Consider the following 22346-nt stretch of genomic DNA (forward strand, 5'->3'; position numbering starts at 1 on the left):
TCATCGCCAGCCAGGCGCAACCCTGGCCTTCCCGTTAGGATTGTAGTAGAGCCGGCTACCATTGTCGCCAAGCGATCGGGAATTCACGGCAACTCTCAGGCCGGACTCGCGCGGTACGACCCCGCCCGCTGTCACTGGGGACAACCGGGTCGCATCCCGCAAGTCCGGCAGCGATTGACAGGTTGGGGCGACCGGCTACGATCATGACCTCAGCGCCCGAACAAGGCCTCAGCTCAGGTGAGAGGACGCAACGCGATGCCTCGGCTCCCGCAGCCCAATGACGATCCCACTCTCCAGGCCAAGCAAGTGGTTCGCTCCCTGGTTCAGCTCTACCCGACGGTCGAGTGCGCACTGGTCCATCGCAATCCGTACGAGTTGCTCGTCGCGACCATCCTCTCTGCCCAATGCACCGACGCGCGCGTCAACATGGTCACCCCCGCGCTGTTCGCCCGCTTTCCCGACCCTCGGACCTTGGCCCAGGCCGACCTCGCCGAGGTGGAGGAGCTGATCCATTCGACCGGCTTCTTCCGGGCGAAGGCGAAGAACCTTGTGGCGATGGCAAACCTGGTCGTCGAGTTGCACGGCGGCGAGATCCCTCGCGAACTCGATGCGCTGACCGCCTTGCCGGGCGTCGGCCGGAAGACGGCTCACGTCGTCCTCGGCAATGCGTTCGCGATCGCGTCGGGGGTGGTCGTCGACACCCACGTCAAACGGCTCTCGTTCCGGCTCGGCCTGACCACGGGCCGCGACCCAATCACGATCGAGCGTGACCTCGTCCAGATCATTCCGCGCAAGCAATGGGTGGACTTCAGCCACCGCCTGATCGAGCACGGGCGACGAACCTGCGTGGCGATCCGCCCCCGCTGTGACGAATGCGCCATCGCCGCGATCTGTCCAAAGCGGGAAGTGAAACCCTCGGGTTCAAAACGGGTCCGCGAATAACCCGCCCGCGAATTAGACTCCCATTCCCAGGTTGCCCCGGTTATCCTGTCTTGAGATCATCGCATCGTGGCCAGCTCCGGAAGATCAGGGACGAGCATCAGCATGCATATACTCGATATCTTCAAAGCTCATCCCACCACGTTTAGCTTTGAATTCTTCCCGCCCAAGACCGATAAGTCGTCCAGTGACCTGTTCCGCAACATTGAACAGCTCCAGGTCCTGCAACCGTCGTTCGTCTCGGTCACTTACGGGGCAGGGGGCTCGACCCGCGAGCGAACGCACGACCTGGTCATCCGGATCCAGAGCGAGACGAATCTGACGGCCGTCTCGCACCTGACCTGCGTCTGCCATGGTATGGATGATCTGGCCTCGATCCTCGACCGTTACGCCTCCTCGGGGATTGAGAATATCTTGGCTCTCGGCGGTGACCCGCCGCGTAACCTGGTCGACTACAACCGCGCCAACGACGCCTTCCAGTATGCGGATGGGCTGGTCGCGTTCATTAAGTCACGGACCTCCGAGGCCAACCCGCGCGGCTTTGGAATCGGCGTCGCTGGTTTTCCCGAGGGGCATCCCGCCACGCCGAACCGGCTGAACGAGATGGATCACCTGAAGCGGAAGGTCGATGCCGGTGCCGACTACATCTGCACCCAGCTCTTCTTCTCCAACGCCGATTTTTACGACTTCCGCGAGCGCTGCGAGTATGCGGGCATCAAAGTGCCGATCCTCGCCGGCATCATGCCGATCACGCGTGACACCAACATCAGCCGCATGGCCGAGTTGGCCCTCGGTGCGCGGTTTCCGGCCCGGCTCTTGAAATCGCTCGATCGTTGCGGTGACGACCCCGAGGCCCGTGAGCGGGTGGGCATCCATTGGGCGACCGAGCAATGCCGTGACCTGCTCGACAATAACGTCCGAGGGTTGCACTTCTACACCTTGAACCGGTCGGATGCGACCCGACGGATCTACGAGAACCTCGGTGTGAAAGACTCGGTCGGATTGCGGCAATCCTGACGCCGAAAGACCTGCCATGGAACCGGACCTGACGGCTCGCCTCAAGGCTGAAGCCATGCGACTCGGTTTCGACCAGGTCGGGATCGCGCCGGCCGTGAGCCCTTCGAGCTATCCCCACTACCTGGAGTGGCTCCAGGCGGGGCATGCGGCAGGCATGGGATACCTCGAACGCCAGGCCGAAGCCCGGGCCCATCCCGACCGGCTGCTCGAGGGCGTTCGATCAATCGTCGTCGCGAGCTTCGTCTACGGCCGCCCTGCACCCGAGCCGGCGGGTCCGACGCAGGGCAAAGTCGCCCGCTACGCCCGAGCCGCCGATTACCACGAGGTCTTCTGGCGCAGACTCGAAGCCCTCCTGGACTGGCTCAAGGTCGAGCAACCGGGTCTGCGCGGCCGTGCCGTGGCCGATACGGCCCCGTTGCTCGAACGTGATTTCGCGCGTCTCGCTGGGCTCGGCTGGGTCGGCAAGAACACGATGCTGATCAACCGCCGACTCGGCAGCTTCACCCTGCTCGGCGGGTTGCTGCTGGATCTCGAGTTGAAATACGACCCGCCCCACGAGTCCAGCCACTGCGGGACCTGCACCCGCTGCCTCGACGCCTGCCCGACGGACGCTTTCACCGGCCCTTATCAACTCGACGCCCGGCGATGCATCAGCTACTGGACGATCGAGCATAAGGGACCGATCCCCGACGACGTCGCAGGGCAGCTCGACGGCTGGGTCTTCGGCTGCGACGTCTGCCAGGACGTCTGCCCGTGGAACCGCAAGGCGGCGGCCGGTAAAGAGCCGGCACTTGACCCGGGGGAAGCGTGGGCCCACCCCAACCTCCTGGACTGGCTGACCGAAGATCCGGCCACGTTCTCCAGGGCCATCAAAGGCACGGCGCTCTCGCGGTCCAAGCGTTCCGGGCTGCTCCGGAATGCGGCGGCCGTCCTCGGAGCGAGTGGGGAGGCCTCGGCCGTGCCGGCACTCTCGGCCTTGCTGGACGATGCCGATCCGGTCATTCGCTCCTCAGTCGCCCGGGCGCTGGGCCAGATCGCCTCGGACGAGGCCGTCAAGGCACTTGAGGCCCACGGCAACGACCAAGACCCGTTGGCGCATGATGCGATCCAACGGGCCTTGACGAACTCCAGGCGGGATCGAGCGGACTCCGACAATCCCTTGAGCGTGTAGGAATGCCTCAGGGTCTGTATTGCACGGGCGCGATCGCCCCCTTGATGGTCTGTCCGAACACGTCGACCGACGCAACCTGGAACACGTTCTCCCCCTGAGCGAGCGGGGTGACCACGGTGTAGTTCCCCGACGCGTCAGCCGTGGTGGTGGTCGTCGTCTGGGTGGGGTCGGACGAATTCGAGTACGTGATGACGGCGTCGGGCGTTGCCGTACCGGTGAATCGAGCCGTAGGCACGTTGTTCGTGCGGGCCGCGGGGTTGCTCACGCTGGTGGTGTCGAGGTTGGCCGCGATCACGGGACTGATCGTCGTCTTCACACCCTGATTTTGCTGAGTGTAGGCGAGATCGGCCCGGGTGATCCGGCCGTCACGATTCGCGTCCGCATCGAACGAGTAGCGTTTGTCGCCCGCCTTGGCGCCAAGCTGGGCGCGAACGATCTGGAGGTCGGCTTTATCCACCACGCCGTCGCCATTGGCGTCGCCGGGCAAGTAGAACCCGAGCAAGAACTTGCCAGTCGTCTTGGCCGTGGATTGGACCTGAACGGTGTACGTGACCGGCGCGGTGGTATCACCGGGGAACGAGCCGATCGGGCTAATCACCGCACTTGTGGTCCGACCGTTTGCCACCTGACGATGCTTGACGTGCGGGTCGTAGATCGCGTGGATCGTTTGCGGGACGATCTCGCCGTGGGGGTTCGTCACCGACGTGATCAAGGGCTTCAGGGTCCCCGATGGGTCCGCAACCACGTCGATGCCCAGCGCGACCTTTCCCTTCGGTCGAGTAAAGTGCGCCTGGTCAAGCGTGAACGAGACCGAGACGGTGCCGTTCGGCTGATCGATCGTGCCGGGGATGATCGCAAAGGTATTGCCCGCGCCCCCCGTGAGCAGTTTTCGGGTTTCCAACGCCTCGGCGCCTGGTTGCACCTGCAGCTGACGTCGGCGCGGTGCTCGTTTGAACGGGTTCATAAGGCCCTCCTTGGCCACTGCCCGAGATGAATCGTTCACACAGACCAGGGGGAGAGATGCGACTGAGCGGTTCCAGCAGATTCAGCGAGAAATGGTCGGCTGAGCTTTCCCCACCCAGTGCGGCGCCGAAGAGCTCCGCTCCGGCGACACTGGTTCAATATCAGCATAATCGGCATAATCGTCACGCTTCTCCACCCAAACACACCAAGCCGTGGCAATATATAAGACCACGCCCGCCCAGAGAAACATCCCATACCCCTGCGCCAGCTTATGTCCCCGATCCTCCGCGAAGAGGCCGCCAATCTCCGACGAGGTCGACGCGATCAGGAACGCCGAAAGCGCGAGCGCCCCGCCCAGGGCCAGCCGTCGCCATTTCGGCCCCGGCATCCCCACCCGATACACGAGGTAGGTATAGGGCAAGAGCAGAGTGACGTAGTGGTGCTTCCAGCTCCGCTCCGACACGAAAAGCATGGTCAGGACAATGAGCGCGAACTCGCCCAGAAGCCTGGAATCGTCGCGACGCCTCGTCTTCGTCCGGCAGAGCAGGGCGAGCATACCGACCAGGCCGATCGAGAGCACTTTGAGCAAGGTTTTCACGACGGCCGGAGACCATGAGACCAGGTTGAGATCAAGGTGGACGTCGTACCGACCGCCCCCCGTCTTCGCGTCGGTCAGGAGCCGGGTCAGGACTCCAACCATCGACTGGTTCATCTCCTGCGGACTCACAAAATCGTTGACCAGGAAGGGGGTCATCATCCCGTTCCACCACGTCTTCAAACAGAGCAGGTTGAATGACGGGCCGATGATCAGGCTGGGGATGACGAGGACGAAGAGGACCATCCCCAACATGGTGGCTCCCACGGTCCGCCACGATCGCTTGTAGAAGAAATAGGGGACGAAGAGCGCCGGGGTGATCTTGTACGAGATCGCCAGCGCCAGGATCAAGCCGGCGAGCACGTCGTAACCCTTCCGCCAGGCTTGGAGCGCTGCGACCACCAGGAACAGGATGACAAGGTTGTTATTGCCGTGATGGAGATCGCTGAGGATCGGCCTCAGACTGAGCAGCAGCACGGCCCCCTGGATCCATGAGGGGAGCGTCCGTTCTCCGGTGGGACGGACCATCAGGAAACAGAGCCAGATCGAAGCGGCGGTCAGAGCCACCTTGATCGTGAACCAGGTGAGCGCCCCAGTGACGGGAGGGAGTGTCACCAGGGGATAGATCGTGATCGGGAAGATCGGCGGGTTCGGGAACCGCATCTCGTCGTAGATGTTCTCGCCTTCCCAGAACTGGAGCACCTGGTGCCGCCAGCGGATGAAGGCGCTGCGATCTTCGGCGGCCTTGTCGGCGTAAACCAGGCCCGCGCCGACCATGGTAATCAGCGCCGTAATCCAGACGGCTCGTCGGAAATGGCGATCGAAATCAGCGACCGCGCCGCGAGTGGCAAGTAGCACGGCTCTCACTCCTTCCGTGGAGGTGGGGCCACGCGTCAACTCGTCTCGGTCCGCGTGCGGCCACGTCAATGCCCAGGTCCGCGACCCCTCTTGGGCGGAAACCTGATTTCCAGAGCGACCGAGCCACCCGTAGGGCGAAGCCGAATGAACGGCGTCGGATCCTGCTCAAGATAAACCGGATCCCACCGGGTAGGCGGCAAGGTCCTCAGGCACGGGACGGAGTGATACCGGAGGACCACCGTTCCGTCAACCCCAGGCATGCAGTCGCGCACGACCAGCCCGCCTGGAGTCGCCTCCACCTGGGCCGTTCCTTCGACCGTATCACCGGCAAAGCCGTTGACGCGAGCGAACAGCAGCGTGCCATCGTCGTCGAGGACCTCAAAGAGGTCGGGATTCGACCGGCAGAACCCTCGCGCCCAAGGGCTCCAGCAGAGGATGTACGCCGGCCGATAGAGCCGAGCGTACCGCACGAAGTGGCTGCGGCTCCAGTTCGCCTCGCCAAACAACTTCCCCTCGCCGAACTGCGTGAAATTCGTGACCAGCGAGGCGTGAAGGTAAGGCCCTCCGATCACCTCAACCCCGGTCTTCCACGGCAGAATGCCGCTGAAACGGCCTCCCTGGAACGGGTCAGGAATGCCGGGAAGCCCAAAGCCCCCCTCTTCGTACAGCAGGCGCTCGCCGCGCTGCATCGATCGCTGGATGTGCCCGACCACCCAGAGGAGCCGATCGGACGGCCGACTCTCCAGGAACGGATGAGGCCCCGCCACCCGAGAAAGCACCGAGGCCTGCATGGCGGGTCCGAACAGGCGAAGCCCGATGAGGATCAGCCCAAGGACCGCCCAACGATCGAGCCGAGGGCGGTCCTCGGTGGCTCCGGCTCCGGCTCCGGCGAGTCTGCTCAAGATTTCGGCGATCCCCAGAGCCGAGGCCAGCGCCAGCCCCGTATAAACGGCGTAGGTGTGTCGCCCCGGCTGGAGGAAGTCAAGCGAGCGGAGCCCTCCCGCGAGATAACCCCAAAAGAAGCCCGCCCCGATGAATCCGATGAGCCCCGCCCCAAGGACCCGCTCACGGCGGGCGAGCAGGGCAAGCCCCACAAGGCCCGCCCCCCAGAGCAGGCTCTCGATCGGCGCCTCGACGGTCACGATCTGGCCAAGCCGCGTGAGCACCCCTTCAGGGTGAGCGAAGGCGAAGTCACTCGCCCCCTTGGTGGACGCCAGCCAGAGGCCCGGAGCCCACCAAAACGCGTTGGCCGCCAGCACCACCAGCGGGATCAGCCAGACCCCCAGGTGGCGCGACCTGGAAAAGGAGCCGGGAACCCGTTCGCGAGTCGCAAGCGCAGCAGCATAGGCCAAGGCGGCTGCCGGTGCGACAACCATGGAACTGGTCAGGTGGACCAACACCACCCCCGCCATCAAGGCCGCCGAGACCAGCCACCAGCGCACCCCGCCCCGCTCCAGGTAGCGGCAAAAGGCTCCCGTGGCCGCAAGTCCAAGCGGGATCGCCAGGAGATAAGGCAACATCCCGAACCCGGCATAATTGATCGGAAAATCAGTCCAGACGTAGATCAAAAAGAGGAGGACCGCAATCGAGGCGGCCCTGCCTCGCGCATTCCAGAGACCCGCCCCCCAGGCAATCAGCCAGGGGATGAGCGCCGCGGAAACGAGGACGTAAACCTTGTAGGCATACTCCGGGTGGTCGCCACCGAAAACGGCGACAACCAACTCCGGCAGGGTCGATGAAGCGGGGAAGATCACGCTCTTGGCGTACCCCGACATGAAGCTGGGGTCATAGCCCGCCGTGGTCCCCGTCAGACTCAAGAACCGGCGTGTGATGAGCGCACTATGGAAATAGAGCGGATGGTCGTCACGCCAGATCGGCCAGCCGTTTGACAGGCCCGATCGCCCCCCCATCCCCATCCAGATGGCCCAGCCATGAGCCAGAGCCATCAGCACGACCAGGAACCAACCCACGGAAAATCGAGATCCTCGAAACCGAGCCAACCCGGTCATGAAAAGGACCTGCTCGCTCGCGCGACGGAGCCAACCACAAGCTCATCGCGCGGTTCGCGGCGTCGACGCGAGGGGTTCTGATTCATCTCGAAGACCCGTTGCGACTGGTGGCTCTCCGTCCGGACCGACCCGATCCGGTTGGCGTTTGCCCCTCTCGAAGAAGTGAGGCGGCGACTCTTCGGCACGATCTTGAGCTTCGGCAAATGCGGCCCGCAGGATTCGAACCTGCAACCAAGGGATTCAAGGCCCCTCGCGTTTCCACGAGGCTTGGACTATCTCACCCTCCTCGACCTTTTCGGAAAAAAAGGAACGAGGAGGCCGGGCGCTCGTCGGCGGGGGTTATTGTTGGGACTCACCCCGCTAGTCTCTGAACCGTCCTGGCCACCGGTTGCCCGGCCAGGCTAGGCTGCGGATTGCCATGCTCCTGGTGCGAAACTGCTCTCGACACCAAGCGTTTAGGTTTCCCGCAATTCACCCGGATCGCGTTCGAGGGTTACCCCCCGGCGCCACCATTTTTTTAAGGAACAAATGATGAGTCCCCTGCTCTGCCGTTGAGCTAGGGCCGCTTACTCGCACCATCATCGCCCCAGTCGTCCTTCGATACAACCCTCTACTCACCAAAACCGCTTGCGACGCGCAAAGCCAGCGCGCAAAAAAACAAAAGGACGAGCCGCAAACGTGCGCCTCGTCCTTTCAGGTTTTCTCTCAGACGCCGAATCGGTCCGTCGCTTACTTCGAGGCGACGGCCAGTTCGGGCTCGTCGCTGACCGTTCCGGAGACGACAGTCGTCATCTCGGGATCGCTACCGGCCTGCTCGTCGAGCACGCTGGGGTTGTCGAGACGCGTCTTCTTGGGAATCTTGGGCATCTTGATGGAGTAGGCAAGGCCGAGGTACGACATGAGGCGGATGGTCATGTAGGTCATGTCCACTTCCCACCAACGCAGGCCGTGTCGGGCCGAAGTCTGGAAGGCGTGGTGGTTGTTGTGCCATCCTTCGCCGTAGGTCACCACGGCGACCCACCAGAGGTTCGTCGACTTGTCACGGGTTTCGTGCGACCGGTAGCCCCAGATGTGGGTGGCCGAGTTGACCAGCCAGGTCGAGTGCAGCACCAGGACCGAGCGAACAAAGCCGCCCCAGACGAGCCAGGGCATGCCCCCGATCGCATAGAGGCCGGCTCCCAACAGGATCGGGAACAGGATGAAGTATTTGTCGAGCCAACGAAGGACCGGATCTTTGCAAAGATCGGGAGCCCACCGCTGGTAATACTCGGGCGTGTGGATCGAGGTGATGTCGGGCGTCATCCACCAGAACATGTGCGCCCAGCCGAAGCCTCGGTTGGGGCTGTGAACGTCATCTTCTTCGTCGGAGTGGGCGTGATGGCGGCGATGGTCGGAGACCCATCCAATCGGCCCGCCCTCCGAAGCACAGCAGCCGATCGCCGTCAGGACGTACTCGAGGGCCTTCGGCCTGGTCGCGAAGCTGCGATGCGTCAGAAGACGGTGGTACGTCATCGTGATGCCGAGCCCGCCCGTCACCCAGTGCAGGAAGAAGCAAAGAGCAACCGCCTGCCAGGTGAAGTAAGCCGGGACAAATGCGAGCAGGGCACCCACGTGAAGTGCCCCGATCCAAATGAGGGGAGCCCAGGCAATCTTCTGCGGAGCGGGATCGGTAAGCGTCGTGGACATGCTGAACCTTCGATTTGTGGATAGTCCGGGCGGATACTCGTTCGACGGGGTGGGCCGATCATGCTCATCGGCTGCCATTGAAGCGGTCGGTGCCACGATCCAGGCTCACGTTCTGTCTTCCGCGTTCCGGCACCAGAGCCCACCCGGAGGTTCGGTCGTGTCTATATAGGACGGTGAGAGCCTCGACAATCGCCTGCCACTCGAAAAAAAAGAGCGTGGCTCTCGCCTCAGGCCTGTGCGAATTGCCGAAGGGAAACCCTGCCAAGTCGCGGCAAGAGTTTACTACGATTGCTCTCGCGTAACAAAGGCAAATTCGGGAAAAATGAACTGATCCGGCAATTTGCCCCCTCTGGGGTTGGAGCATCCGCTATCGATATTTATCGGGGAAATTCATGAAAGGTCTCTACTGCGACGGCTCCTCGATCCGGCTCCGTGACGATCTCCCCACACCCATTCCCGGCCCTGGAGAGGTCCTCCTGCGCGTCCGGATCGCCGGCATCTGCGACACCGATATCCAACTCGCCAAAGGTTATCTGGGATTTCAGGGCGTGCTCGGGCACGAGTTCGTCGGCCAGACCAACACAGGGCGTCGTGTCACAGCAGAGATCAACAACGCTTGCCATGTTTGCCCTGTCTGCCTAGACGGTCGACCCGGCCACTGCCCACATCGGACCGTTCTGGGGATCGTGGGGCACGACGGCGCGATGGCGGAACAGGTCGTCGTCCCCCAAGTCAACCTGCATGAGATTCCCGACGAAATCGACGATCGAGAAGCCGTCTTCATCGAGCCGCTGGCCGCGGCCTTCCGGATCACCGAGCAACTCGATCTCCACCCCGGCCTCAAGATGGCGATCCTCGGTGACGGCAAACTCGGGATGCTCTGCGCCTGGGTCGCCCGAACCACCGGCGCTCAAGTGAGCGTGATTGGTAAGCACGCCTCCAAGCTTGCATTAGCAGGAGAGGCAATCACCACACACCGACTTGAGGAGGCATCCACGCTCGCAAAGCGGTTTGACGTCGTCGTCGACTGCACCGGTTCGCACTCAGGGTTTCCCACCGCGCTGGGGCTGGTCAGGCCGTGCGGTACGGTCGTTCTCAAAACGACGGTCGCGGGAACGTATACAGTTAACCTGGCCGGAATTGTGATCGACGAGGTCCGCGTGATCGGCTCGCGCTGCGGACCGTTCCCCAAGGCGATCGCCGCCTTGGTCAATCGCCAGGTCAATGTTCGTCCCCTGATCGGCGGGGAGTTCACTCTCGATCAGGCCGAATCCGCCTTCCGGGCCGCCTCCGAAAAGGGCGCTCGGAAAATCCTGATCCAGGTTGCTCCAGAATCAGCCTGAACGAGATCAACGGCGGTGGAAGAAGCCCGTGAGCAGAAGCCTTTGTTTTACGTGTACAGGCTCATTCCACAACCCGATGTTCCTGAAAACGTTGGGGCTTCTGGGACAACAAGAGGATGCGGACAAGTCACCCTTGCCCACTCTTGAATTTGTAATCCCCCCCTGGGATCGCGGGCAAGGCGTCCATGACCCGGGAGGGTGGTGACCAGAGCGGAACAGGCGCGATCAGCGCTCTGTTTTTCGCACCACATAGGGAAAGTTCCCCGGGCCAGCGGAAGACCGACTCTCCCTAAATATCAATATCTTTCGCCGTGTAGGCTTCGGCCATGATGAACTTGAATCGCGCCTCGGGCTCTTTACCCATGAGGTCGCTGACGGTTCGTTCGGTGTAGGTGCGGTCATCGTCGGGGACGGTCACGCGGAGCAAACGGCGGCGGGCCGGATCGAGGGTCGTCTCGTAGAGGAGCGCCGGGGGCATCTCGCCAAGGCCTTTGAAACGCGTGATGTTGGGCTTAGCGTTCTTGGGCAGCTTGGCCAGAGCGCGGTCGCGTGACGCGTCGTCGGCCGCCCAGTACGTTTCCTTGCCCCAGGAGACCTTATAGAGCGGCGGGCAGGCGAGGAAGACGTGGCCGTCGTTCAAGAGGCCGGGGACGTGGCGGTAGAAGAAGGTCAGGAGGAGCGTGGCGATGTGATGGCCGTCGCTATCGGCGTCGGTCAGGAGAATGACCTTACCGTAGCGAAGGCGAGCCGGGTCGTACTGATCGTCCATCCCGCAGCCCAGGGCGCTGATGATATCGGTGAGCTCTTTGTTGTCGAGGACCTTGGCCTTACCCGCCTGCTCGGCGTTGAGCACCTTTCCCTTGAGGGGAAGGATCGCCTGGATGTCGCGGTCGCGGCCTTGCTTGGCCGAGCCACCGGCCGAGTCCCCTTCGACGATGAACAGTTCCGACTCCTCAGGGTTGGTGCTGTCGCAGTCGTGGAGCTTGCCCGGCAGGTTGAGCCGGTTGCTGATCGCAGTCTTCCGGCGAACTTGCGAGGCCGCCGCACGACTCGCCTCACGTGCCTTGGCCGACTGGATCACCCGCGCGGCGATCGCGTCGCCCACGCTCCGGTTCTTGATCAGGAAGGTCTCGAGCCGGGGCCGCACCATCGACTCGACCAGCGAGCGCACCTCGGCATTGTTCAGCCGCCCCTTGGTCTGCCCTTGAAACTGCGGCTCGTGCACACAGATCGAGAGAACGGCGGTCAAACCTTCAAGGATATCCTCATTCTTGATCTCGACCCCTTTCTTGATCAGGTCGTGATCGGTCATGTACCGCCGCACCGCGGAGCGGACGGCTTCGCGCAAGCCCAACTCATGCGTACCGCCGTCGACCGTGGGGATCGTGTTGACGAACGACCGGACCGACTCTTCGGTGGCCTCGGTCCAGGCCAGGGCCACGTGACACCGGATGTTGTCGGCGTCGTCCTCACGCTCGAGCACGAAGGGGAGGGGGGAGACCCGAACATCCCCCCGCGCCTGATTGACCGCATCAAGGAAGTCGGCGACGCCCCCATCGTGGCGAAACTCGTGACTCTGGTTCTTCTTCTGGTCGACGAACTGAATCACCAAGCCTTTATTCAAATAAGTCTTGATGTCAAGCCGTTCGGCGATCAGCTTCGAGTCGTAGACCTGGTCGAGGAAGATTTCGGGATCGGGGGTAAAGGTGATGGTCGTTCCCGTCCCCCGCACGGGCTCGCCCGGCTTAACCGGACCGAGGGCCTTACCGCGTCGGTAGCTCTGGGAATAGACCACACCGTCGCGGCGTACCTGAGCGATCAGGCTCTTGCTCAGGGCGTTGACCACGCTGGCACCGACACCGTGCAGCCCGCCCGCGACCTTGTAGGCATCGTTGTCAAACTTGCCACCGGCATGCAGCGTGGTGAGAATCACCTCGAGCGCGCTCTGGCCCGTCTTGGGATGGATGTCGACGGGAATCCCTCGGCCGTTATCGGAGACCGAGACCGTCTTCCCATCGGATTCGAGCGTGACCACAATCCGGGTGGCATGCCCGTTCATCACCTCGTCGACCGAGTTGTCGACGATTTCCCAGAGCAGGTGGTGCAGACCGGCGGAGTCAATGCCGCCAATGTACATACCCGGGCGGCGCCGGACGGCCTCCAGACCTTCCAGGACGGTGATTGAATCGGCGTTATATGTTCCCGAGGCCATCGGATAGCGTCCTCGCTCAAGCAGACGAAAGGGTCGCGCGGGTATCGATCAGAGAGAGGGAGATTGATTGATTGCCTTACTCGCCCACTTGCTCGGGCGGTGGGATCGGCGTGGCCTCTTCGTGGATGATCGCGTCGAGCGACCCCCGTTGCAGAACGCCATAGCCCCGACCGCCACGGCTGGTGACGGGATACTTGGTGGCCCGGATAATCTGGGTGGCCCCACGGTTGGTTTGCACGGTCAGGCCTTCGCGCATCTTGTTTGCCAAGGCAAACCCGAGGACGCGGTCCGTGGAGTCAAGCTTGATGGCGATGACCCCCTTGGCCGTACTCCCAACCACGTTGGCCTCGGTCACCGGGAAAATCAGGACCCGGGCCGACCGGGTCGCCAGGCAGATGTTCTCGGTTCCATCGGTCGCCTCGACCCCCACAACCACATCGTCCGAAATCGACGAATCGAGGCGGACGAGCGAACGCCCTTTGCGATTCGAGACGGTCGCCAGCGGAGCGAGGGCAAACCGCAAGACCTTCCCGCCAGCCGTCAGGGCGACCCCGTATGGGGGAGGAGGGAGCGCCGGATTCGTCCCCTCGCCGTTGGCACCGTTGACCCCCTCCAGAGTCCCCTGAACGAGAGAGACAGGGGTCTGGGGAATATCGCGATGTTCGGGCAGACAGCGCGGGTCGTGGCAGAGGACGCACACGATGTGCTCGTTGTCCTCAAAGGCGAACTGCTTCTGGATCGGGTCGCCGTGCCCGGTCGTCATCGGGATATCGTTCACCCGCAAGGTGTACGCCATCCCCCGATCGGTGAAGATCGTGAGCGTCTGCCTCGCCCGGGAACGATAGACCCAGCCGACGCGGTCGTCCTCGCGGACCCGAATGCTGGCGACGTCGGTGAATGACTTTTGCCGCTTGGCCCAGCCGTCGCGGGTGACGATCACCCAGGCGTCCTCGTCGACGATGTAATCCTCAGCGCGGTACTCAATCGCTTCGGGAGGACCATCGACTTTCGTCCGCCGATCGTCGCCGTAGGCGCGACCGATCTCTTTCAGCTCGGTACGAATGATCTGCCAACGGGCCGGCTCATCGTCCAGGAGTGCCTGAATTTCCGCGGCCCGCTTCTGCCGCTGGGCCAGTTCCTCGAGGATGTCGTTGATCTCGAGCTTGCCCAAGCGGTAGAGCTTGGTCTCGAGGACCGCATCGGCCTGGAGTTCAGAGAGGTCAAACCGCGCGATCAACTTGGGAGCGGCGTCGGCCTTACCGTCACTGTCTCGAATGATCCTGATCGCTTCATCAAGGTTGTTGAAGACGATCGCGAACCCTTCCAGGATGTGGATTCGCTGGAGCAGGTTGGTCAGCTCAAATTGCAGCCGCCGGGTGACGATATCGAGCCGGAACTCAAGGAAGTGCTGGAGGATACTCCGCAAATCGAGCCGGTCAGGAACCGCAATCTCGGCCCCCGCCGCCGGTAAGAGGCAGGTCAGGTTGACGTTGAAGTTCGTCTGGAGCGGCGTGTTCTTGAACAAGTAGGCCAATGCGGCATCGGCATTCGAGCCAGGCCGAAGCTCCAGCGCAATTCGAACGTCGTCGGTGCTCAAATCCTTGATGTTCGTGAGTTGCGGCACCAGGCCCTTGCCGATCAATTCGCCGATCCGCTGCACGAGCGGATCCTTCTCGATCCCATAAGGAATCGAGGTAATCAGCACGGTGTTCGCCTTCTCCGGATCCACCTCGTAGGTGCCGCGAAGCTTGATCGTCCCCTGGCCGGTCGCGTAAACCTGGCGGATCTCTTCCGCCGTGTTCAGGATCACGCCGCCCGTCGGGAAGTCGGGAGCAGTGATGTACCGGGTGAGCTTTTCCAGCGGGAGATCGCGGTTTTCGAGCAAGGCGTCGAGCGCCTTGCAGACTTCCCGCAAGTTGTGCGGCGGGATATTGGTCGCCATCCCGACCGCAATTCCCGAGGCTCCGTTCACGAGCAGATTAGGGAACTGGGCGGGGAGGACAATCGGCTCGTCGGTCGTCGACGCATAGTTAGGGCGGAAGTCGACCGTCTGCTGACGAAGCTCGCTGAGGAGTTCCTGCGCAATTGGAGTCAGCCGGCACTCCGTATAGCGGAACGCCGCAGGAGGATCGCCATCAATCGACCCAAAATTGCCGTAACCTTCCACCAACGGATACCGAAGGCTGAATGGTTGGGCCATCCGCACCAAGGCATCGTAGATGGACGCGTCACCGTGCGGGTGATAGCTCTTCATCACCTCGCCGACAACGGCCGCGCATTTCATGAAGCGGCTGTCCGAGCTCAGGTGCAAATCATGCCACATCGCATACAAGATGCGGCGCTGCACGGGTTTGAGACCGTCACGGACGTCGGGCAAGGCGCGTGAGGTGATCACGCTCAGCGCATAGTTGAGGTAGCGTGACCGGGTCGCCTCCGCCAACGAGACATCCTCGATGACCGACGTCGGCCTCACGTTCTCAAGCCCTAGCCCGTTTATCGATCGGCGCTTGCGTTTCGCCATCGCTCCGTTTTTCGCCTCGAAGACCGTGAATCCGTTCGCCCCAGAGCAAACCCCATTCGTCTCCCGACAACAATACCAGTTTTCCCCCCATCACCGCAATCGCTTACTGTACAAACCTACCGCATTGACTTCGGATCGACTGCGGCAGTCCGCGCAAGACGAGGCGGAACGCAACCATGATCTTGCGTCGATACGTTGTCGTGAGAGCGGGCACAGCCCACCATCTTTTTGGGTTGATTTCGAGGCTGATTCCATGATGGGGAGATGTCCACCCTGTTACGGGAGAACTGGGATCGCCCTCAGAATATGGAATCAACGGGCAGAGGCGGCGTCCAGGGCAGACTTCAGGGTCGCAATGCTCAGGCGGGCTGTTTCCTCAGCGCCTGGCGAGTAGTCGAAGACTTCGACCGAGGCCCAGCGATCGTAGCCGGAATCGACGAGCGCCTTCATGATCGGGCCGAAGTCGACGTCACCCATGCCGGGACCGCGAAGGTTCACGTCCTGGGTGTGGAAGTGTCCGGCCTTGGCGGCGTGCTTGGTCAGCAGTTCGGGGACGGTGGTGTTCGTCTCGCCGCTCTGGGCTTTCACGTCCATGTGGAGCTTGAAGTTCGGGTGGGCCACCCGATCGATCATCAGGTTCGCCTGGTCGCAGGTGTTGAGAAAGTCGGTCTCGCTCGGTGCCAACGGTTCGACGCAAAGGTCGACCCCGAGGTCGCCGATCTTCGGCATCGCTCGGTCGAGCACGTCGACGGCGTAATCAAACGCCTGATCGTACGAGACGCCGGGAAGCAAGTCGCGCTGTTTGGGAGAGCCGAGGACCATCAGGGTGCCCCCGAGGTCGCGGGTCGCCTCGGCCAGTTCCACGAGATAGTCGGCTGTTCGATTGCGGACCGTGGCGTCGGGCGTCGTCAGGTAAAACCCTTCGGTCTTGGCCAGAAGCCAGTGGAGACCGATCGTGCTCAGGCCGGCGTCTTCGATGATCGCGCTGAGTTCGCGACGACGCGGCGCCGAGACGTCGGTGATCCGCGGAGCCAGGGTGAACGGCGCGATCTCGAGGCCTTCGTAGCCGAGCGCCTTGACCGTTCGACAGACCGTGGCGAAGTCCCATCCCTCGAAGAGCTCGTTGCAGATTCCCAGGCGGATCATAGTAGTAGTCGCCTTCAAATATAATAAGAAATGAGCGAGAGGAATCGAGTCAGGTCACCCGCCTGAACCAGCCTCGCCTTTTAGAGGGCCAGTTGGACACAGGTCATGATCGCGACGAACACGATGCCCGCGTCGATGAGGACGCACCCCACCGCAGCCAGCCAGACAAAGACCCGTGCCGGCCAGGGGCCGAAGCTCAGAACGAACCCCGCGACCGAAATCCCCCCCAACGCCATGAGAACCTGCTCGAAGCGGGTATGACAGATCCATCCCAGCCGGTAGATCAGCCCCGGCCAACCGCGCAGATTTTCGGCCTGGGCCAAGCCTTCGGGCAGAAGGGTCGACCACACCATCGGGACGAACCGCACGAGCAGTTGATAACCCAGGATCAGGGCCAGGGTCAAGTAGATCGCCGCCATCGGAAACCGCGATCGAGGCCGTCGGGCCTTCCCCTCGAGCTGGTTCAGCAGACGGTCGAGCTTCCGGAGCGTCTCTTGTTCTTGGTTCATGAGAGGGCCAGGCGCGCGGCCCGTAGGGTATTGCGCAAGAGCATAGCCACGGTCATCGGCCCGACTCCTCCCGGAACCGGCGTGATCAGCGAGGCCACCTCGGCCGCGCCCGGGTAGTGCACGTCGCCGCAGAGGGTGCCGTCGCTCCGCCGGTTCATGCCAACGTCGATGACGACTGCACCCGGCTTGATCCAGTCGGCCCGGACCGCTTCGGGCTGGCCGATCGCGGCGATCAGGATGTCGGCCCGGCGCGTCTCGGCGGCGGCATCGCGGGTCGCGGTGTGGCAGATCGTCACCGTCGAGTCGCCGCCGCTCCCTTTTTGCACGAGGAGAAGCGCCATCGGCTTGCCCACGATCTGCGAGCGGCCCAGGATCACGGCGTGAGCGCCTCGGGTCTCCACCTTATGGTGGATCAGCATCTCTTGAATCCCGAGTGGGGTACAAGGAACGAATCGAGGCATACCGATGGTGAGAAGCCCAACGTTGACCGGGTGAAAGCCGTCGACATCCTTCAACGGGTTGATCCGCTCAATCACCGCTCGCTCGTTGATTTGGGCGGGGAGCGGAAGTTGGACCAGGATCCCGTGGACAGCGGGGTCAACGTTGAGACGGTCGATGGTCGCGAGCAAGGCGGCCTCGGACGTATCGGCGGGGAGGCGTTCGATGGTCCCGTGCATGCCGGCCGCTTCGCAGGCGCTCTGCTTGTTGCGCACATAGACCTGGCTCGCGGGGTTCTCACCGACGAGCACGACGGTCAAGCCGGGCACCAGACCGTTCTCGGCCTTAAGTTGCGCCACCTCGGCCGCCACGTCCTTCCTGACCTTTTGGGCGAGGGCCTTACCATCCAGGATTCGAGCAGGCACGTGGGAACTCCTCCGAGGCGTGGGTTGTCCGAATCGCTATCATAGCTTTTGGGGTCGAGTGCGGGAAACCCACCTAACCTGCATCCCGGACCAATCAACATTCCGTGATTGGTCCGGGTCTGCGAGATAGTCCGAATTTAAGGGCACTCCACCGACGCTCGGCGCATCCCGTGCGCAGGCTCGTGTTTGGAGTCCGCTTCCCTGTCCAAGGATCGTGATGGACGACGCACCTTCGCTTGCGGTTCCCGGCTCCTCGATTGCACGCCAGGTGATCTGGCTGGCGGCCCCTGTGCTCGTCGAACAATCGCTGCTTTACCTGGTCGGCCTGTCCGACACCCTGCTGACGGGTCGCTACCTCTCGCAGGAACATCTGGCGGCAGTGACAGTGTCGAGCTACCTGCTCTGGTTCCTCGGCAGCATCCTGACAATCGTCTCGGTCGGGGGAACCGCGCTGGTGGCCCGAATGATCGGGCAGGGCCAGCGCGCCGAGGCCGCCCGAGTCTGCCAGCAGTCAATCACCTTGGCCCTGGTCGTCGGTACGGCGACCTTCGCGATCGGCTGGATCACCGCGCCGGCGATCGTGCGAGCCTTGAACCTCACGGGCCTGGCCGCAACCAACGCAACCCTCTTCCTGAAGATCGTCCTGACGATTACTCCACTCCTCGCCTGTACTACGGTCGGGGTTGCCTGCCTCCGAGGGGCAGGGGACACCAGGACCGGCATGTGGGTCATGATTCTGGTCAACGCGATCAATGTGGTGTTGAGTTGGTCCTTGCTCCAGGGTTTCGGTCCCTTCCCGGCGCTTGGCTTCGCGGGAATTGCGCTGGGGACGGCAATCGGCGAAGGGGTAGGGGGCCTGGTCGTGTTGGGCCTGCTGGTTCGCGGGCGGTCGGGCATGAGCCTCAACTGGCGAGGGATCTTCCCGGTCTGGCACGAGATCCGGAGGATCCTCCGAATCAGCGTGCCGGCTGCGGGTGAGAGCCTGACGAACGTCATGTCACAGCTCTGGTTCCTCAGCCTGATCAACCGGCTGGGAGCGACCGCCACCGCAGCGCACGGGGTCGCGATCCGTTGCGAAGCGATCGCATTCCTGACCATCACGGCCTTCGCGGTCGCCGCGAGTACGCTCACCGGCCAATACCTGGGCGCGGGGCGTCCCGACCTTGCAAGTCGAGCCGCCAAGACGGCCTGGTGGCTCGGAGTCGCCGTTCTCTCTGCCCTGGGAGTTCTCATCTACGGGCTGGCCGGGCCGATGTTCTTCGTATTCACCGGCGGACGCCAACCCGAAGTTGCGGCCCTGGGGGTGCCTGTCCTACGGGTGGTGGCCTTCGCCATGCCCGCCTTGGCGACGATCAACGTCTTGAACGGCGCGTTGCGGGGGGCCGGCGATACCCGCTGGCCCTGGGTTTTCGTCGTGCTCGGCTACCTGTTCGTGCGGATCCCCCTGACCTACCTGCTGGCCAGCCCCGAAGCGTGGGGAGGTCTCGGCTGGGGACTCTACGGCGCCTGGATCGCCATGCTCGCCGACCTCTGTCTTCGCGCGGCCCTGGTCACCGCGCGGTTTCTCCATGGAGGCTGGAGACTGGCGCGAGTCTGAATTTCCCCATTTTTCTTCCCAAAATGGTGCCGGCACGGCCCATCTTGTCGGAATTGGCTGGGAGAGAAGGCAGGGAGCTTACGCTCCCCGCTCGCCTCAAATGACTTGACGTCCCTTATTAGAACTCGGCCAGCGAGGCGCGTTGATCGCGATCGATTTTGAAGAGTCGATCGAGATTCGAAGTCCGAAAGACCTGCTGAAGCACGGGGGAAAGCTCGCAGAGCCGAAGCTTGCCCCGCGAGGCATCGACCCGGCGCTGAAAGAGGATCAGCTTGCCCAGGAGCGAGCTCGAAATCAGGGCGACGTCGGAGAAGTCGAGCACCAACCGGATGGGCGTGCCGTCATTGGGGAGAATGGCTGCAATCTGGTCCGCAACATCGCGGACGGTCCGCTCGTCGAAGAGTTGTCGGTCGAGGAGTCGGACGACCTTCACGCTATCGATTTCAAGCACATCGATTCGAGGCGTGGACGCCATCGGGAAGAACCCCAGAGTGAACGTGAACGAAGGCCTAGATCCATCAGCGCCGCCGAAGAGCAAGGCGGCGAGAAACCGGTCCAGGAGTTAGGTTTAGGACAACTTCCTCCGCCGGCTCGCGCTGATCAAACCATCTCCGCCGCTTTTCCGGAGCGGGGGGGTGGCGGGAGCCGTTGGTGAAGTGAGAGGGGTTACGGCAGCGTCGGGAGCGGGCAAAGGCTCTTGACGATTGGCATCGGCCAGCGCCGAGGCGCGGTCGACCGAGAACGTGAACAGGGGATCGAGCTTGCTGACGCGAAACACCTCGAACACCGTCGGGTCGACGTTGCAGAAGATGAGTCGTCCGCCGCGTTGCTTTGCCAGGCGGTGCATGGCCATGAAGTTACCGAGCGCTGCTGACCCCGCGTACCCGATGCCCAGGAGGTCGATGACCGCCTCGGGCCTCCCTTTGGCGGCGAGGTGCGTTTCGTAGAGTTTACGCAACTCTTGCACTGGGGCCGGATCGAGTCGAAAACAATCCCAGAACTCGGCAACAAGGATCCCATCGACATTGTGAACTTCCACGGCGGGCTTGAGCATAGCAGAATATCCGCGGCGGTTTGCGTTCAAAGAGACGTGGGGGAGTGCACGGAAGAATGGCCGTTTTGAAGAGAAGAGATCGGGCAAAGGCTCGCGAGTGCGGTGGTCGCCATCCGTCCTACGGCCCCAAGGACGACGGCAACGCGGAAGCCGGCTCGATCGATGCCTCGCAATCATCGTAACAGTTAGCACACGCCCCCACCAGCCTGACAACGGTAATCGGGGTATTCGGAATGGACAGGACGTGCTGGTGGTATCGCCCAAACCCCGAGAAAAAGCTCAGCTCGAAGTGACGAGGAGCAGCGATGGGGATATGATATCCTTCGAGCGAGCGCGGGGGTGGCGGCAGTGTCCCAAGGGATCCGGCCACGCCCCGCCAGCGGCCTGGCAGGTCAGGATTGGCTCGTATACGGAGATGCGGAGAGGCCGCTCGGTGATCTGGCCTTTAAGAAGGGAATTGGCCCCATGCGTCGCGTTCCAATCCTCATGGCGGCCTGGGCTCTGTTTGCGGCCCATTTCGCGGTTGCGCAGAGCTGGGTCGACACGGTCTTTCCAGAACGAGCCTTCGACTTCGGAACTGTCGCTCGAGGCTCCAAAATCCACCACACCTTCCGTCTGATCAATCGGACGGGCTCTGAAATTCACATTGCGGACTGGCGGACCAAATGCGGCTGCACCGAGGTCAAAGTCGGGGCCCGCGTCATTCCAACCGGTACCCAAACTTCCATCGAAGCGGTGATTGATACCACCAAGTTCACCGGCCCTAAAGCCTCGGGCTTGACCCTGATCATTGACCAGCCGAACTTCGTTGAGGTCGACCTCAACCTGAATTGCTTCATCCGGGGCGACATCACGTTGATGCCCGGTCAGGTGGATTTCGGAACCGTTCAACGCTCCGCCACGCCCAAGGTCAGCCTGCAATTGAACTACGCGGGAGGCATACCCAACTGGCAAGTGACCAAGATGAAGACGCAGAGCAACCACGTCAAAGCGGAGCTCAAGCCCACAGGGAGCACGATCGACGGACAGCAACAGTTCATCCTGAGTGCAACCCTGAATTCCTCCGTGCCCAACGGTTACTTCAAGGATGAAATCACCTTGGAAACCAATGACCCGAGTGGAGCGACCATCCCGGTCTCGATCATGGCGAACGTGCAGAACGCCGTCGTCGTCTCCCCTTCGATCATCAACCTGGGACGTGTGAAGCCAGGCTCAACCGTCACCAAAAAGGTCATGGTTCGTTCCACCCAGCCGTTCAACCTCACGACCCTCAAGGGGAGCAAAGACGAGCTGTCGGGAAAGGCGGACCCCGAGGGAGCGCGACCGCTCCATACCGTGGACATTACCTTCAAGGCTCCTGACCAAGCCGGTCCCTACAATGCGGTCTTCGAGATCGCAACCGACTTGAAGGACGAGCCCCCCGCCACGCTCAGAACGTTTGCTACCATCGCTCCTTGAGTGAGTGTTTCCGGATCAGCAAGCGGTTCAAATCGTCAAAGCGCGATGGCGAAGGGCCGGATGTGCCCCAAGCCATCGTGATTCATCAGTGAACGCGGCGAGCGGAGTCGCCCCCCATCCTCACTTCGCCCGCCGCCAACACTTTCCCTCGCTTCTCCCGCCTCAAGGTCTCACCGACCCACCAATATCAACATCAACACGAGTCTCTGCCGACCAGGCTCTCGAAAAACAGCGAAGCGGTTCATTTAGCACCTCCTTCTGAGGATGTTGGCTGACCAAGCCGAGCTTTGGGAACCGGAAACCGCCCTGAACAAGCGGCTCGCTCTTCATTTGTATGGGTTCGAAATGCGAGACGGAGTCCTTGCGACACGCGCAAGAACTCCGTCAAGGGATGGAAGGGTCGGG

General features: G+C 62.5%; 17 protein-coding genes and 1 tRNA gene. 6 read left to right on the plus strand and 12 right to left on the minus strand.

Annotation, left to right across the window (positions count from 1 at the left end; all coding sequences use genetic code 11):
- Nucleotides 1-255 precede the first annotated feature (255 nt).
- The 3 genes from nth to queG all read left to right on the plus strand — a co-directional run bounded on the left by nth (nt 256) and on the right by queG (nt 3127).
- The gene (gene nth, locus SINAC_RS14700) at nt 256-942 is read left to right on the plus strand and encodes an endonuclease III (protein ID WP_015246430.1); all 687 of its coding nucleotides are present in this window, start codon (nt 256-258) and stop codon (nt 940-942) included.
- 102 nt (nt 943-1044) lie between these two features.
- Nucleotides 1045-1956: a methylenetetrahydrofolate reductase [NAD(P)H] gene (gene metF / locus SINAC_RS14705; RefSeq protein ID WP_015246431.1), complete on the plus strand. Its 912-nt coding sequence runs from the start codon at nt 1045-1047 to the stop codon at nt 1954-1956.
- A gap of 16 nt (nt 1957-1972) precedes the next feature.
- Complete coding sequence (queG, locus tag SINAC_RS14710; protein WP_015246432.1) at nt 1973-3127, plus strand: tRNA epoxyqueuosine(34) reductase QueG; 1155 nt, start codon at nt 1973-1975, stop codon at nt 3125-3127.
- Between the two features lie 7 nt (nt 3128-3134).
- Here the strand turns inward: queG and SINAC_RS14715 are convergent, their stop codons facing one another.
- The 5 genes from SINAC_RS14715 to SINAC_RS14735 all read right to left on the minus strand — a co-directional run bounded on the left by SINAC_RS14715 (nt 3135) and on the right by SINAC_RS14735 (nt 9238).
- Nucleotides 3135-4091 carry a dockerin type I domain-containing protein gene (locus tag SINAC_RS14715; RefSeq protein WP_015246433.1) on the minus strand — a complete coding sequence of 319 codons (957 nt, stop codon included), beginning with the start codon at nt 4089-4091 and terminating at the stop codon, nt 3135-3137.
- Nucleotides 4092-4172: 81 nt separating this feature from the next.
- Nucleotides 4173-5543 (minus strand): glycosyltransferase family 87 protein, encoded by a 1371-nt coding sequence (locus SINAC_RS14720; protein ID WP_015246434.1) that lies wholly within the window; start codon nt 5541-5543, stop codon nt 4173-4175.
- 65 nt (nt 5544-5608) lie between these two features.
- Complete coding sequence (locus tag SINAC_RS14725) at nt 5609-7513, minus strand: hypothetical protein (RefSeq protein ID WP_015246435.1); 1905 nt, start codon at nt 7511-7513, stop codon at nt 5609-5611.
- 246 nt (nt 7514-7759) lie between these two features.
- A tRNA-Gln gene (locus SINAC_RS39890) sits at nt 7760-7820 on the minus strand.
- 461 nt (nt 7821-8281) lie between these two features.
- Entirely contained in the window at nt 8282-9238 is a 957-nt protein-coding gene (locus tag SINAC_RS14735; protein WP_015246436.1) for an acyl-CoA desaturase, read from the minus strand.
- Nucleotides 9239-9630: 392 nt separating this feature from the next.
- Between SINAC_RS14735 and SINAC_RS14740 the strand changes: the two genes are divergently transcribed.
- Entirely contained in the window at nt 9631-10581 is a 951-nt protein-coding gene (locus SINAC_RS14740) for an MDR/zinc-dependent alcohol dehydrogenase-like family protein (protein WP_015246437.1), read from the plus strand.
- A gap of 289 nt (nt 10582-10870) precedes the next feature.
- On the opposite strand, the gene SINAC_RS14745 is transcribed toward SINAC_RS14740, so the two are convergent.
- The 5 genes from SINAC_RS14745 to folD all read right to left on the minus strand — a co-directional run bounded on the left by SINAC_RS14745 (nt 10871) and on the right by folD (nt 17832).
- The gene (locus tag SINAC_RS14745; RefSeq protein WP_015246438.1) at nt 10871-12793 is read right to left on the minus strand and encodes a DNA gyrase/topoisomerase IV subunit B; all 1923 of its coding nucleotides are present in this window, start codon (nt 12791-12793) and stop codon (nt 10871-10873) included.
- Between the two features lie 76 nt (nt 12794-12869).
- Nucleotides 12870-15266, minus strand: a complete 2397-nt coding sequence (locus SINAC_RS14750; protein ID WP_237722522.1) for a DNA gyrase/topoisomerase IV subunit A — start codon at nt 15264-15266, stop codon at nt 12870-12872.
- Between the two features lie 360 nt (nt 15267-15626).
- The gene (locus SINAC_RS14755; protein ID WP_015246440.1) at nt 15627-16460 is read right to left on the minus strand and encodes a sugar phosphate isomerase/epimerase family protein; all 834 of its coding nucleotides are present in this window, start codon (nt 16458-16460) and stop codon (nt 15627-15629) included.
- Between the two features lie 80 nt (nt 16461-16540).
- On the minus strand, nt 16541-16969 hold the full coding sequence (locus SINAC_RS14760) for a hypothetical protein (RefSeq protein WP_015246441.1): 429 nt from the start codon (nt 16967-16969) through the stop codon (nt 16541-16543).
- A complete protein-coding gene (gene folD, locus SINAC_RS14765; protein ID WP_015246442.1) occupies nt 16966-17832 on the minus strand; it encodes a bifunctional methylenetetrahydrofolate dehydrogenase/methenyltetrahydrofolate cyclohydrolase FolD in 867 nt (288 codons plus the stop codon). Before folD ends, SINAC_RS14760 begins: the two co-directional genes overlap by 4 nt.
- Nucleotides 17833-18049: 217 nt before the next feature.
- Between folD and SINAC_RS14770 the strand changes: the two genes are divergently transcribed.
- Nucleotides 18050-19429 carry an MATE family efflux transporter gene (locus SINAC_RS14770; protein WP_015246443.1) on the plus strand — a complete coding sequence of 460 codons (1380 nt, stop codon included), beginning with the start codon at nt 18050-18052 and terminating at the stop codon, nt 19427-19429.
- A gap of 118 nt (nt 19430-19547) precedes the next feature.
- Here SINAC_RS14770 and SINAC_RS14775 read toward each other — a convergent pair whose 3' ends face one another.
- Together SINAC_RS14775 and SINAC_RS14780 are read right to left on the minus strand one after the other, a co-directional pair.
- Nucleotides 19548-19904, minus strand: a complete 357-nt coding sequence (locus SINAC_RS14775) for an STAS domain-containing protein (protein ID WP_015246444.1) — start codon at nt 19902-19904, stop codon at nt 19548-19550.
- A 93-nt stretch (nt 19905-19997) separates the two neighbouring features.
- On the minus strand, nt 19998-20483 hold the full coding sequence (locus tag SINAC_RS14780; protein WP_015246445.1) for an STAS domain-containing protein: 486 nt from the start codon (nt 20481-20483) through the stop codon (nt 19998-20000).
- A 465-nt stretch (nt 20484-20948) separates the two neighbouring features.
- Here SINAC_RS14780 and SINAC_RS14785 point away from each other — a divergent pair, with 465 nt between their 5' ends.
- Nucleotides 20949-21941 (plus strand): DUF1573 domain-containing protein, encoded by a 993-nt coding sequence (locus SINAC_RS14785; protein WP_015246446.1) that lies wholly within the window; start codon nt 20949-20951, stop codon nt 21939-21941.
- Nucleotides 21942-22346 lie beyond the last annotated feature (405 nt).

Source organism: Singulisphaera acidiphila DSM 18658 (assembly GCF_000242455.2).
Classification (GTDB): Bacteria; Planctomycetota; Planctomycetia; order Isosphaerales; family Isosphaeraceae; genus Singulisphaera; species Singulisphaera acidiphila.

What these genes read in the sequence shown, in the direction of transcription:
- nth (WP_015246430.1), top strand. Translation starts at nt 256, where the DNA reads ATGCCTCGGCTCCCGCAGCCCAATGACGATCCCACTCTCCAGGCCAAG.
- metF (WP_015246431.1), top strand. Translation starts at nt 1,045, where the DNA reads ATGCATATACTCGATATCTTCAAAGCTCATCCCACCACGTTTAGCTTT.
- queG (WP_015246432.1), top strand. Translation starts at nt 1,973, where the DNA reads ATGGAACCGGACCTGACGGCTCGCCTCAAGGCTGAAGCCATGCGACTC.
- SINAC_RS14715 (WP_015246433.1), bottom strand. Translation starts at nt 4,091, where the DNA reads ATGAACCCGTTCAAACGAGCACCGCGCCGACGTCAGCTGCAGGTGCAA.
- SINAC_RS14735 (WP_015246436.1), bottom strand. Translation starts at nt 9,238, where the DNA reads ATGTCCACGACGCTTACCGATCCCGCTCCGCAGAAGATTGCCTGGGCT.
- SINAC_RS14740 (WP_015246437.1), top strand. Translation starts at nt 9,631, where the DNA reads ATGAAAGGTCTCTACTGCGACGGCTCCTCGATCCGGCTCCGTGACGAT.
- SINAC_RS14745 (WP_015246438.1), bottom strand. Translation starts at nt 12,793, where the DNA reads ATGGCCTCGGGAACATATAACGCCGATTCAATCACCGTCCTGGAAGGT.
- SINAC_RS14755 (WP_015246440.1), bottom strand. Translation starts at nt 16,460, where the DNA reads ATGATCCGCCTGGGAATCTGCAACGAGCTCTTCGAGGGATGGGACTTC.
- SINAC_RS14760 (WP_015246441.1), bottom strand. Translation starts at nt 16,969, where the DNA reads ATGAACCAAGAACAAGAGACGCTCCGGAAGCTCGACCGTCTGCTGAAC.
- SINAC_RS14770 (WP_015246443.1), top strand. Translation starts at nt 18,050, where the DNA reads ATGGACGACGCACCTTCGCTTGCGGTTCCCGGCTCCTCGATTGCACGC.
- SINAC_RS14775 (WP_015246444.1), bottom strand. Translation starts at nt 19,904, where the DNA reads ATGGCGTCCACGCCTCGAATCGATGTGCTTGAAATCGATAGCGTGAAG.
- SINAC_RS14780 (WP_015246445.1), bottom strand. Translation starts at nt 20,483, where the DNA reads ATGCTCAAGCCCGCCGTGGAAGTTCACAATGTCGATGGGATCCTTGTT.
- SINAC_RS14785 (WP_015246446.1), top strand. Translation starts at nt 20,949, where the DNA reads ATGCGTCGCGTTCCAATCCTCATGGCGGCCTGGGCTCTGTTTGCGGCC.